Raw genomic sequence first — 14,282 nt, 5'->3', positions numbered from 1 at the left:
GTGTTTTCGTCAGATTAATCTTCCTCATCATCAGCTATGTCTTTCTTTTTAAGCTGTTTTCTAAGATTGTATCTCGCCTGTATACTGTTTTTTCCTTTTACTACTTGGTTTTCTCGTTGTTGATTTACCTCTTGAGTATCATTATCTTCATTGGAATTTTGTAAATTAGCAGCCAATGTACGAATAGTAGAAAATGTAAATAACTTCAAGATCGGTATGTTAGTATTAAGCTGTCTTCTTAAATTATTTGTAATCTGAATCATATCCAGTGATGAAGCACCTAAATCAAAAAAATTATCATCGATACCAATTTCATCATAACCGAAGAAATCTGCAAATACCTTGGCTATTGTTTCTTCCAGTTTGTTTGCAGGCATTACATAAGAGTTTTTTAGATTTGGACGCTGTTTTTTACTGTTACCGCTATCTTTTAAGCTTTCCGTAGAATTAATGCTGTCAAGCTTTATCCATTTATCCACTCTTTTGTTAAGGTCACCTGATGAAATTATTACCTGTCCAATACCCGGATTGTTCATTATACGTTCAAAGGCTTCAACACCTTGCTCCGGTTCCATCAGCAATTCATCCAGGGAAGTACTGAAGCTGAACTGAGTTTTATCTGAGTTAAACCGCCACCCCTCCCAGTTCACAGTCAACCATTCTTTCGAAGCAACTCTGTTAAATTCATTAACAAAAGAATCCATAAATATATTTGCGGCAGAATATGCACAAAAGCCCAATCCTCCAAGTAGTGCCGACGTGGATGATGTCACTGTGAGGAAATCCAATTCCCTGTCCTTAAATACTTTATACAATGTAAGAAGACCGTGTATTTTAGGATTAAACTGTTCTATGCAATCCTCTTTATTCAACTGTTCCACCGTTCTAAATAAAGAATCTCTCATTGTCGCTGCTGCGTGTATTACACCATCTATATGTCCGAAATGTCTTTCCGCCTCATCAACTATTGTCTCCATACTCTCTTGGTCAGCAACGTCACAAGTATATGTCAGAATTTTTGCACCTTGTTTCTCAAGATATAATAAACTCTGGATTTTCATTGAAATCTGTTCATCTTCACGGTGGCTTTCCAGCCATTGCTCCCATTTATCCCTTCTTGGGAATTCAGATTTTCCGGTTAATATAAGTTTTGCGGAATACTTCTCTGCAAGATACTCTGCCAGCTTCAGACCAATGTTCCCCAGACCGCCGGTAATCAGATATACTCCATTATTTTTAAAGCTTGAATTTTCTCTGTTGGCATCTTGCGTTAATCTCATCGGGGAATAACTTGGTGTATATCGTATGCAATTTCTATATGCTACAACGGTTTCTGTTTTTTCATCGAAAATGTCAGCTAATACTTTTTTTATTAGCTTTTTCTCAGTTACCTCATCTTTTGGAATACAAATATCAATGTTTTTGCATTCGATGAACGGGGCTTCCTGAGGTATTACCTTGCACGGGCCTAGTACTGCAGATTTAGCCGGATTTACCTTCTCAGCACCATTTATATTGTGCAGATTATTAGTAGCTACAACAATCCTGACTTTATCCGTGACACTTTGTTTTAATAATGCCTTTAAGATATAAACCAAACTGAAAAAACCTGTATCCAGTTTCTCATTTATGGAATCTAATTCCAGTGTATTAATTCTTTCATCTTCATCAATACCCCACAAAAATAGAATATTGCTTGGAAGCTCTCCGTTCTTTTGCAGCTCGTTAAGTAGATTATTATAATCCTCCTCACGATTTACATTTATAGTGTATTCTGAATCATCTACCTTGTTAAAGTCTGAACCTTTAGTAACTTTAATAACATCCTCTGTTTTCTCTTTAAGTGCTTCAAGTAATTTACTATTAAAGCTAATATTATTTGTGAATACCAGCCAGGTAGATTTATTATTATCCGTACTATTTAAAATACTTGGAGCTGACTGCTTCCAAAGGGGTAAATAAAACCAATCTGATATATCTGTTTTCTTCGTTATTTCAGTATCCTGCTTTTGAAGTCCCATAGTAAAAGGATTTCCTTCTATCCAGTACTTTTGGTGTTCAAAGGGATAGGTAGGCAGGGAAACCCTCTTCCTTTCCTTCTGATGATAAAATCTGTTCCATTTTAAATTTATGCCATTAAGCCACGCCTGTCCTATCAACCATAAAACATGGCTGTGAAGTTCAACATCCTTGTTACAGCACATTGCAAGCTTTACAACACCTTCATCAGGTTTATTATTTAGAGCATTTTCAATGGATTCTCCAAAATCTATTAAAACATGTTTACCGTCTGTTTCTATTTCAGAACTATTTGATTTAGTGTTTGTCTGATTATTTCTTGTCCAGAAAGTTAAATTTTCAAAGTCTTCCCTATTAATAAATCTTCCGTATTGTATGTCGAAGCATTGAATAACAGGCTCGGAAAATTCTATATCCCAAAGAAGTTCTTTAAATTTATCATGAAAAGTACCGGAACACTCAATCCCTTTATCCATGTTATCAATTATACTCAGTCTTAATTCGATCAGAGGGAACAGTCTGTCCTCCGGGGCCGCTTCTGAAAGTAGCAATGAGATTAATCCTCCCGCACCGTCCCCCCTTACAATATCCGGTACTATTCCCCAATAAATAAGAAGCTTTGCCAAAGCATACTGCATCACGAAAACAACGAAAACACTATTTGTATTCAGATACTCTGTATCGTAATTGCGTTGAGCCGGATTCTTAACCAAATCTGTGAACCAAGAAGGCAAATTCAAACCCAGCCTTTTAATAACCTGATCTAATGCCTCTTTGAATACCGGCTCTGATTCATATAATTCAATATATCTGATAATTTTTATTATTTCCGTTGAATGAAAATTAAAGGTAATAAGTGTTTTCTCACCTTCAACATAACCGGAAAGGTCGCAATCGTTCCCAAGATTTTTAATTGCATCGCTAATATCTTTACAAACAAATGCCTTTCTATGGTTAAAGTGATACCTTCCGGTTTGGAGGGTATACCCAACATCATTCAAATCCAGATTAGGATTTTCCTGTAAATGCTTCCTTACCCTTGAAATCTGATTATCTAAAGCAGTTTTTGTTTTTCCCGAGAACATTAGCAACTCAGGTGTTAATGGACTTTGTTCTTTTTTAATTTCAGGTGCTTCCTCTATAATCACGTGGGCATTAGTTCCTCCAAGCCCCAAGGAGCTTACTCCGGCCCTTAGAGGATATTTTTCACTTTTCCATTCCGTGGGCTCCGTTACAAGATAAAATGGACTGTCTATTAAATTTAATTTTGGATTTGCAGCTGTAATATTTAAAGTTGAAGGTATAATCTTATTTTTTAATGCCAATGCTGTTTTAATCAGCCCTGCAATCCCAGCCGTACAATCCAGATGCCCTATATTTGACTTAACCGACCCAATACCGCAGTAATTTTTCATTGATGTATTGAATGCCTGTTTCAGAGCTTCTATCTCAACACTGTCTCCAAGTGGAGTAGCAGTTCCATGAGCTTCAATATAGCTAATGGATTCTGGACTAATACCAGTTCTCTTTAAAGCTGCCTGTATTACCTTTTTTTGTCCCTCAATACTTGGGGCAGTATATCCCGCTTTATTAATACCATCATTATTTATTTCAGCCGCTTTGATTACGGCGATAATATTGTCCTTACTTTTAATTGCATCATCTAACCTTTTTAACACAACTGCAGCCGCCCCGGTTCCTCCTACAAAACCTTTTCCGTCTATGTCAAAAGCTCTGCAATGCCCATCAGGTGATTTGACCATACCATCCTGATACAGATACCCTGTTTTATCGGGTAACGGACTTATAGTAGCCGAACCGGCAATAGAAATATCACATTCTTTTCGTATCAAGGACTGACATGCCAGTGCTACTGAAACTAAGGATGTTGAACAAGCTGTATAAGTAGACACAACAGGGCCTGTTAAATTTAATTTGTATGCTACTCTGGTGCTCATATAATCTTTATTGAAAAGCTGTTCTGAAGCAAAATCCCCCAGTATTTTAGTTTTGCCGGAGCCAACAACCAGAGATTCCCAAAATAAATTTGGTGATGCACTTCCGAACAAGCCTATTGAACCTTCGTAATTCCAAGGGCAGTATCCACTGTCTTCAAGTGCTTCCCAAATAATCTCATGGAAAACCCGAACCTGCGGGTCCATGACTTCAGCCTCACGAGGAGAATATGAAAAGAAATCCGCATCAAAATTCTCAATTCCATTCATAACTCCCTGTGCTTTTACGTAATTACTATCCCGAGCAAGTTTGGGGCTAACCCCTGCTTTTATTATTTCTTCTTCCGTAAAGAAGCTGATACATTCGGTACTGTTCACCAAACGATTCCAATATTCATAAATATCTGATATGTTTGGCAGTCTTACAGACATTCCTATTATTGCAATATCGTTTGTTTCAGGGGCTTCATCTGTTTTCTGTGTGTTTTCTTGTGTTTGCCCCGGGGTTTCCATGGAAGCTAGCTTCTTTTCAGTATTATCAGCTAGGCTGAGAGCTAAGCCACGTACTGTAGGAAACTGGAAAATTGTTGTAATAGGCAATTCTTTATTAAAATGAGTGTTTAGCTTATTATTAAGCCTAATCAGATTTAAGGAATTGCCTCCTATATCAAAAAAATTATCATTTATTCCTATCTTATCTATACCAAGTACTTCTTTCCATATCTCGATGATTTCTCTTTGGATTTCCGTCTGGGGTTCAATATATTTTGTCTCAATATTTGGACGCACATTGTTCCATTCAGGCAACAACTTTCTGTCTATTTTGCCGTTTTGTGTCAGAGGCATCTTATCAAGCCTAATAAAAAATGAAGGAAGCATATAATATGGAAGTTCCCCGGATAAGAAATTGTTTATTTCAGAATCTGTAACTTCCTCACCTGATGTAAAGTATGCACACAAATGTACATTGCCTTCTCTATCTGACTTTGGAATTACTACAGCTTCCATAATCTTTTCGTATTTTAATAGTTTATTTTCAATTTCTTCTAACTCTATTCTGAAGCCTCTTATTTTCACCTGAAAGTCATTCCTTCCAAGGCACTCTATGTTTCCATCAGGAAGCCACCGGGCCAAATCTCCTGTTTTGTACATCTTCTGAAATGTAGCTGAATACCTGTTGCTACTTTCAGCTTCTGTTATAAAAGGATTAGATACGAATTTTTCTTTGTTAAGTTCATCTCTGTTTAAATATCCTCTTGCCAGACCAACACCACTTAAACATAGTTCTCCCGGTACACCCACGGGCTGGAGTCTGTTATGTTTATCAACAATATAGCACCGGATATTGGATAAAGGGTTCCCTATGGGCACCATAGATTCATTTTGATGATCTTTTAAAGAGTATTTGGTAGCATAAATTGTGCATTCGGTGGGCCCATATATATTCTCCAGTCTTATACCAGTACCCAACTCTTTAAATTGCTTCACAAGATCAGGTTTCAGTGCTTCTCCTGCCGCAAAAATATATTTTAAACTCTTTAACTTACGAATATTTTCTTTTGTTTGGGACAAGCTTTCTAGAATATATCTGAACATTGATGGTACAAGGTTCAAGTGGGTTACACCAAAAGCTTCTACTGCATCAATAATCTTATAGGGATTCTTTTCTTCGCCTTTATTTAATATGACCAGTTTGCCCTTACCTATAAACCATCCAAAAAGCTCAGTTACAGATACATCAAAGGTAAATGTTGTTTTGAGTAAATATGTATCTGTTTCCTTAAGGGGATATCTATTTTCCAAATCTAGCAATATATTTACGACACTTCTATGTTCGACCATTACCCCTTTGGGATTACCGGTAGAACCTGATGTATATATTACATATGCAAGATTGCCTGAATCAGGTTTTCTTTCGGGATTGTCGCTGTTTTCCCCGTCGGTAGACTCTTTATCAATAAAAATCAAATGTCCGCCAAAATCTATTTTTGGGCAATGCTCAAAAGTACTTATTAGTGCACATATTTTTGAGTCATTTATTATAAACTTGTTTCTGTCAATTGGATTATCCGGATCAATAGGAACGTATGCACTGCCAGTTTTCAATATGGCCAAAACACCTATCATCATTTCTAATGAAGGATATAGCAATATGCCTATTTTTGAATCTGGAACAGTATTTACTTTTTTATTAATCAGCCTTGCTAATTGATTTACCCTTCTGTTCAGTTCAAGATATGTAATCCTGTTATTTCCATATTTAACCGCAATACAGTCAGGGCTTTCCTCAACACGCTTTTCAAAAATCTCATGAATCAAAAGCCCATCATTATATATGCTATTTGTATCGTTGAATAAATGTAAAATGTCTTCTTTTTCACCCTGAGTCAAAATGTTCAAAGAACCTAAGGTGCTATCGCTTTTTTCTATCAATTCCCTTAATATCACTTCATAATGTCCAACCAGATTTTGAATCGTTTTTGTACTATATAATTCACAGTTATATAGTAATTTAATTTCCATAGTCGATTCGGACAGGTTCACTATTATTGTCATATCATAATTGGTTTTTTCAAAACTGGAGTACTCTTTAATCCGTAAAGGATTATCATCGCTCGTGAGTGATTGGTCAATTGGGTAATTTTCGATTACAAATATTGATTGAAATAGTTCCTCTTCTCTATGAGTCCCGCTATATTTCTTTATGTCAACTAGTGGTGTAGCTTCATATTCTTTTCTTTCCTGAAGGCTACAACTTACATTTTTAATGTAGCTTAATACGTTTTCCTCCGAAGATGCTTTAATCCTTAAAGGAATTGTATTAATAAACATTCCTACAGTATTTTCAATATTTTTTATATCAGCCGGTCTAACAGCTGTGGTGGTTCCAAAGGTTATATCCTCCTCGTTACAATAATTAAATAGTAAGACACCCCAAGCACTGTATAATAACGATGCTGCTGTTATATTATTAAATCTTGCAAAATCATATATTTTTTTTGTAAGCTCTTCTGGAATGGAGAATAAGTGACCTGTTACTTTTTTTTCACTTGCATTATCGTTAATTGCTTTACGGTCTAAAATTGATTTTGAAGAATAATTTCTGAGATATTCACTCCAGAAATCTTGCTGCATTTTTTTATTATCTGCTCTAAGCCATTTTATGTACTCATGATACTTTTGCTTATTATTTAACCAGATTTCCTTATTATGTGCTAAACATTTATAGGCATTAAAAAAATCTCTTAATACTATACCCGTACTCCAACCGTCATACAGAATATGATGGTGAGTTATAATTATGTTATAGGATTTTTCAGTTAACTTGCATAAAGTCACTCTAAAGGGAACCTCAGTTAAATCAAAAAAATCATTTCTGTCTTCATCAATAATCTTATCAAGTCTTTCTTCCTTGTCCCTATACTCGGCCAAATCAAAAAAGCTTATTCGGGTTTCATTTTTTTTAAGAATTATCTGAACCGGGTTCGTAAGATTATTCCATCTAAAAACAGTTCTCAGCATTTCGTTTGCATTTACAACCAAATCCCATGCCCTTTGAAATACTTTAGTGTTTACTTCACCTTCAATTCTTAATCTCAATTGTTCTAAATAATAGCTACTTTTCTGATTAAGCAGATAATGAAATAGGATTCCCTCCTGTACAGGTGACAAAGAAAGAATATTCTCAATATTATTTTTATCAATTGTTTTTGGAAGTACGTCCATATTATTTTCCCTTCTTAACTATTTTAATAGGAACAATTATCTGTTTAAATACAGAATTTAACATTAAATAAAGGATGCCTTAAAGGCATCCCAATTAATGTTGTAAAGCTCTATTTCTACCCGACTTACAATTGTTTAAACACCTCATTATCCCTTAAAGTATCAAAAGCTGAATCGTTTAACATATCTTTATTGGGTAATCCAAGCTCAAAGCCTTTTTTAAGTCTGTTAATACACTTTTCCGCATTGCCTGATAAAGCGTGTGCTTTGGCTGCCAGAAAATATGCCCAGCAAACACTATCCCTGTTGCTTATCCTTGAACGTTTAAAATCATCATCATCAGTCTCAGCCAATAGTATTGCTTTTTCTAATAGCTGTGCACCTTTTTCAAAATTACCTTCTTTGGTACTTACATCTCCCTGTACAAATAAATTGTCATAGCTGTTATACCAACCGAATAGAACAGGATATTTCTTGTACATTTTGAACCCAACTTTTTCCGCAAGAGCATATGAAGCCTCATTGGAGTCGAAGCAGCTCCATCCTATTCTATCCATACTTTCACTCAGGCAATATTCTACACAGGCTGAAACTACTCTGGTTGCCAGTCCTTTTTCTCTGAAGTCTTCGTCTGTTTCAACACCAATCTCACAGTTACCGTCGAAAACATGATCAGCCATACACCAACTTACAATATCCTTATCCTTTATAATGCAAAATCCGAATCCATTCTTAAGAAAATCCTCTTTCCCCAACCAGCTCTCGGTAAAAGCCCATTGCTGAATTTCTTCAACATTATTCAGGTCAGTGCTTTCCATCAATTCACTGTCAATTTTCCTGAGTTTGAAACCCTCCAGCATATCAAGGCTCAAAACTGGATCTCCGGCATAAAAGTTATAATACCTTCTATACGTTTTCCCCGGATATATTTCTTTTAATGCAATTTCCAATTCCTTTTCCCATTCCGATGAATCATCATAAAAGAAAAAGTAATCTACTTCTTTACCTTCATTTTTTATCTTGGGAAATATATCGTTAATTATCAGTTCTGATAAACTCGAATTAAAATTCTGATTTTTCTCGTTGCCTCCCATATAAAAATGGTGGACTCCGTCAAACATACATGCAGTACGAGGATTTTCCAAATCATCTACATATACATCCCCTTGAACCTTACCACTCAGTATTGCTTCAATTCCAAGATTGTATTCCAGTGTTTTGAATAGAGGTCTCACTTTTACATATTTGTCCAATTCTAATTTAAGCATGAAATGCCTCCTTATTTTTTAATTATCTAAATTGATAATATTTTATTTTGAAAAATTTGGTCCAACTTTTTTCTTCTTAAATCAATAGGCGTTTTCTTGGCGTCTAATACTGAAACAACCATTTGAACCGCCTTAAAAACCTGCTCTTTTTCAGGGTACAGCTTTTTTTCTCTCAATTCCAAATATAGCGCTTCAATCTCTTTGTAAGGTGTCACTACATCCTTTTGGTATGTATTTGTATCATTATTACAGTTTTTTGTACTTATGGCTATTTTAAGGCATCTGGCTATTAGCGCCAATGCCTGCTCTCTTCCAATAACAACGCTGTCTCTTATTTGGTCTATTTGGGTGAATTCATTAAAGGAGAATGCTTCAATAAGTGACGTATTCTTTTTAATCAAAAATTTTAATACATCCTTAGGGCCAATTTCAATAGCTACTCTTACTCCAGCATCAACAAGATACGAAACTGATTGAGTCCACCTTATAGGTGATTCCAACTGCCTAGTCAAATTTTCAACCACACTGTTCTCGTCGGTATATGGGAGAGCACTGTAATTTGAAATTACGGGAATTTTAGGGGGATTAAATTTAAACTGTCTGAGCACTGATTTCATCTCTTCGGCTGCCTTATGCATTAAAGGACTGTGAAAAGGGCCCGACATTTTAAGTGGAAAGACAATGGCACCTTTCTTCTCTAACTCTTGTGCAACTTTCATCATGCTTCCATTGTTCCCTGATATTGAACATTGGGTAGGTGTATCGTATGCCGAGATATATACTCTATCATTATCTCCCGAAATTTCCATACAGGTTTCCTCAACGATATTACTGTCTAAATTTATTACCCACATCATTGTTCCATCGCATGAGGAAATTGCTTCTTTGATAATGCGCCCCCGCTGTTTTACTATTTCCACTGCATCAGAGAAATTTATTATTCCGCTGGCACATAGGGCTGAATATTCTCCAAGGCTATGTCCTAAACAATAATCCGGCAAAAAACCGAATTCTGACTCAAATGTCCTGTATACCGCTAAACTGGCAACCAACAATGCAACTTGTGAGATCTCAATCTTATTCAACTCATCTTTCAAATCAGTTGAAAAACAAATTTCTTTTAGATTTATTTTCAGTATCTCACTTGCTTCCTCAAAAGTACTTCTGACAGCTTCGGAGTTTTCGTAGAAGCTTTTAACCATCATTGTATGCTGTGAACCAACGCCCGGAAAAACTAATGCAATCTTTGGCAAAACATTGTCCATTTTAAATCTCCCAATAAGTGTTTACTTATCTTAACATCAATTATGAAGCAACAACGCTTTTCTGTCTATTTTTCCATTTTGTGTTAATGGTAATTTATTTAACATAATATACTGATTCGGGATCATATACTCAGGTAATTGAGTCTTTAAAAACTGCTTGATTTCTTTTGCAGTTAATTCCTCCCTGTCAGTAAGTATATATGCAGTCAAAACAGGATTGATCTGCTCCTGATTCTTTAATACTACAACACATTGTTCAACATATTCATATTCACCAATCTTAGACTCAATTTCTCCCAATTCAATCCGCAATCCTCTAATTTTGACTTGGTTGTCCATTCTGCCAAGAAATTCGATATTTCCGTCAGGTAAAAGACGTGCAAGATCTCCTGTCCTATAAATTCTTTCTTCACTATTTATGGCAATACCTGTGAATTTTTCTTCTGTCAATTTGGGTTGGTTCAGGTATCCCCTTGCCAGCCCATCACCTGCAATACATAATTCACCGCTGCTCCCTACCGGCTGCAAATCAGACCCATTGATAATATAAATCCTTATATTATCGATGGGTTTTCCGATAGGTACTATATCATTATTCACATCATTACAATCAAAATAAGTTACGTCAACGGTTGCCTCGGTTGGCCCATATAAATTAGTCAGAAATGCATTGCCGCTTTTACCGATTGTTTCATTAAACTTTTTAACATGTATGGGCAGCAGAGCTTCACCACTGCAAAACACCTGCTTCAAGCTTGATAGTTTTTTTACGTATTCAGTATCTTTAAGGTAATTTAAAAACGAATTAAACATGGAAGGTACGAAATGGATTATTGTAACCTGGCTCTTTTCCACTTCCTCAATTATCCCCTGTGGAAATTTTTCATATCCGGGGCCCAGTAGTGCCACCTTGGCACCTGTAATAGCCCACAAGAACAACTCCCATACAGAAACATCAAATACAAAAGGTGTTTTGTGTAAAATAGTGTCACTCTGAGTGAGGGGATATTTATTTTTCATCCAGTTAAGTCTGTTGACCACAGAATAATGTTCTACCATTACCCCCTTAGGGTTCCCTGTGGAACCTGAAGTATATATTACATAAATTAAATCAGATGGCTCTATTGAGTCGTTGGTATATTCAGGCAAAGAATAAATGGACTCTTGTTCTAAATCTATAATTTTAGTGTTTATCCCCTGAAGTTTGTCTAAGAACCTGGTAGTGGTAAGCAAATATTCACTGTTACTATCCGAAATAATATACTCAATTCTTTTTACAGGAAGCTCCGGTGAAATCGGAAGGTAAGCAGCTCCGCTTTTTATTATTCCAAATATCCCAATAATCATCTCAAGAGAGCGCTCCAGCATTATCCCTATTATGTTTCCTGTGGAAATTCCCTTTGTATGTAATAAATAGGCGACCTGACTTGATTTCTTATCCAGTTCTCCATACGTAAGACTTTTCTCACCGAAAATTACTGCTTTAGCTTCCGGATTCTTTTTTACCTGCTCCTGAAACAGTTTTATAACCGTTTTATCCTTTGGATAAACTGCTTTTGTATCATTAATATGCTGGTATAAAATCTCGATATCACATGTGTTACCCATATCTGTCATATGAATAATCTCCTTGAACCTTTAAGGGTCTGGTACTTTTTTCGCTTATTTTTTTTCTATTTTTCTATATTTCTTAGTGAAGCTGTTACCTAATATCATTTCATGTATTTGATTACTTCCTTCAATTATTTCCAATACTTTAGAATCCCTATAGTATCTTGCTGTCGCATGATTTTCATTACAACCGGTGGCACCCATGATTTGAACGGCGTTATCAGCATGTCTGTGTGCAGCTCTTGTTGTAAAATATTTTGCAATCATGACTTTTTCTGCATAGTTAGGGTTATTCAAATCTTTTGCCCTGCAGGAATTAACGCATAAATGACCCGCAGCTTCGTAATCCACACCCATTTTGGTTATCATTTCTTTAATAGTACTTTGGTCAATAAGTCTTGAATTAAAAGTTTTTCTCCGTAAAACATGATTACAACAGTAATTCAGACACCCGCCTATAATACCAAGGGCTGTGAAAGACACACTGACCCTCCCGTAATCCAAGGCATAAGGAGCAATGTGAGAAAATGCAAAACCCGGTTTTGCTATAATATTCTCCTTATCGACCTCACAATCATTAAACTCAAGTACTGCCAAATAGCTTGCCTTGAATCCCAGCATATTTGTAATTGGTATTATTTCAAACCCCGGTGTATTCTTCTCAACAATACATGCCACAGGTTTTCCGCTTTCATCATCCATCATTCCAAAGACAACAAATATATCTGCTAAACCGCCAAAGGTAATCCATCTCTTCTTTCCGTTTAGTATAATTTTATCACCTTTGGGAGTAAATCTGGTTTTAATCCCTCTGATATCACTTCCGGCATCTGGCTCTGTTAATGCAAAAGCACCCAGTATTTCACCTTTACACATCCTGTATAACCATTTGTTTTTTTGTTCCTCAGTTCCCCACTTCAAGAGAGTTTGCATTACCATAGTATGTACATTGAATAATCCGGCCAATGAAGTACTTGAACGAGCTATTGCTTCTGTAAAAATACCATATGTAATACTATCCCATCCGTTACCATTGAATTCTTCAGGTATGGTACATCCCAAATATCCTTGTTCTATACATTTATTAACTATGTCCTTGGAAATTCGCTCTTCTCTTTCCCAATCACTTGCATATGGTTGAACATTACTTTCCACAAAACTACAAAACTCATTATATTTATCCTTCTGTTCATCTAAAAGTAATTCAATCATACATTGCCTCCATTTCGTTTGTTTTCAACAAACTTAACTATGTTATTTACACATTTAAAATTCTCCATATCTAAATCATCCATTGTTACTTTTACTTCAAAGTTTTTTTCTAAAAAAGTCATCAGCTCTATAGCAAATAAAGAACTTACTAGTCCTTCCTCAAATATGTCCAAATTGTAGTCAATACTATTTAAGTTAGTATTCATCATTATATACTCACTTATTTTTTCAGCATACACATTACTCTCCATTAGTATTACCCTCCCTTCATTTTGCTTAAGTATAGCAGCGACACTAAATCGCTGCTTTTTTTATGAACATTACATTAATTAATATGTATAAAATCCCTTGCCGGATTTTTTACCCAATAATTTCGCATCCACCATTTTTCTCAGTAAGGGACAACAACGAAATTTTGGGTCCTGATAACTTTCATAAAGGATGTCCAGCGAATTAACTACAGTATCCAATCCAATCAAATCTGCAGTTTCAAGAGGACCCATTTTATGATTAAAGCATTTTTTGAAAATCTCATCCACCTGTGAAGGTTTTGCCACTCCGTCTTGAACAACAAAAGCAGCTTCATTCATAAGCAAATGTGATATTCTGTTTGAAACGAAACCGGGCAGATCATTAACAATAATAGCTTCCTTATTCAGCTGTTTTAAAAAACTCTGTGTTGTATCTATGGTTTCCTCAGATGTATGAAAACCTTTTATTACTTCCACACTTTTTTTCAAATACACCGGATTCATAAAATGGATTCCTATAACCTTATCAGGTCTGTCAGTTACACTTCCGACTTTTGTAATAGATATACATGACGTATTCACGGCAAAGCAGGCATCGGCATTGCAAATCTTGCTCAATTGCTTATAGACTGTCTCCTTGATTTCCCAATTTTCCGTTACATTCTCTACAATAAATTCACATTCTGCTACGTCTTCAATGTCTGTTGTAAATTTAATTTTGCTCAAGACGACGTCCGCGTCCATCTTCGGGAGAGTTTTATCCAGTAAGGGTGCAAACCTGACTATTTTTGTAATCTCTGCTTTTGCACTTTCCAGAGTATCATCAGAAATATCCACAAGTACACTACTCTTACCATGGAATGCAAGGTCTATACACATCCCAATTCCCATTGTACCTGCACCTATTATACCGATATTACTAAATTGCATATTAAGCCCTCCAATATTAATTTATCTTGCTATATCCGACTTATA

General features: G+C 35.7%; 7 protein-coding genes. All 7 read right to left on the bottom strand.

The window, feature by feature from the left end:
• Positions 1-14: 14 nt before the first annotated feature.
• A complete protein-coding gene (locus tag CLO1100_RS04315) occupies positions 15-7,700 on the bottom strand; it encodes a non-ribosomal peptide synthetase (protein WP_014312528.1) in 7,686 nt (2,561 codons plus the stop codon).
• A 125-nt stretch (positions 7,701-7,825) separates the two neighbouring features.
• On the bottom strand, positions 7,826-8,968 hold the full coding sequence (locus tag CLO1100_RS04310; RefSeq protein WP_014312527.1) for a GNAT family N-acetyltransferase: 1,143 nt from the start codon (positions 8,966-8,968) through the stop codon (positions 7,826-7,828).
• 26 nt (positions 8,969-8,994) lie between these two features.
• Complete coding sequence (gene fabD / locus CLO1100_RS04305) at positions 8,995-10,233, bottom strand: ACP S-malonyltransferase (protein WP_014312526.1); 1,239 nt, start codon at positions 10,231-10,233, stop codon at positions 8,995-8,997.
• Positions 10,234-10,269: 36 nt separating this feature from the next.
• Positions 10,270-11,850: an amino acid adenylation domain-containing protein gene (locus CLO1100_RS04300; protein ID WP_014312525.1), complete on the bottom strand. Its 1,581-nt coding sequence runs from the start codon at positions 11,848-11,850 to the stop codon at positions 10,270-10,272.
• Between the two features lie 45 nt (positions 11,851-11,895).
• Positions 11,896-13,056 carry an acyl-CoA dehydrogenase family protein gene (locus CLO1100_RS04295; protein ID WP_014312524.1) on the bottom strand — a complete coding sequence of 387 codons (1,161 nt, stop codon included), beginning with the start codon at positions 13,054-13,056 and terminating at the stop codon, positions 11,896-11,898.
• Positions 13,053-13,307 (bottom strand): phosphopantetheine-binding protein, encoded by a 255-nt coding sequence (locus tag CLO1100_RS04290; RefSeq protein ID WP_014312523.1) that lies wholly within the window; start codon positions 13,305-13,307, stop codon positions 13,053-13,055. The genes CLO1100_RS04295 and CLO1100_RS04290 overlap by 4 nt, the downstream gene beginning before the upstream one ends.
• A gap of 78 nt (positions 13,308-13,385) precedes the next feature.
• On the bottom strand, positions 13,386-14,237 hold the full coding sequence (locus CLO1100_RS04285; protein ID WP_014312522.1) for a 3-hydroxyacyl-CoA dehydrogenase NAD-binding domain-containing protein: 852 nt from the start codon (positions 14,235-14,237) through the stop codon (positions 13,386-13,388).
• Positions 14,238-14,282: the final 45 nt, after the last annotated feature.

Origin of the sequence: Clostridium sp. BNL1100, from assembly GCF_000244875.1 — a bacterium.
Taxonomy (GTDB): Bacteria; Bacillota; Clostridia; order Acetivibrionales; family DSM-1351; genus Ruminiclostridium.
This window is presented reverse-complemented; position numbering and strand designations above follow the sequence as displayed.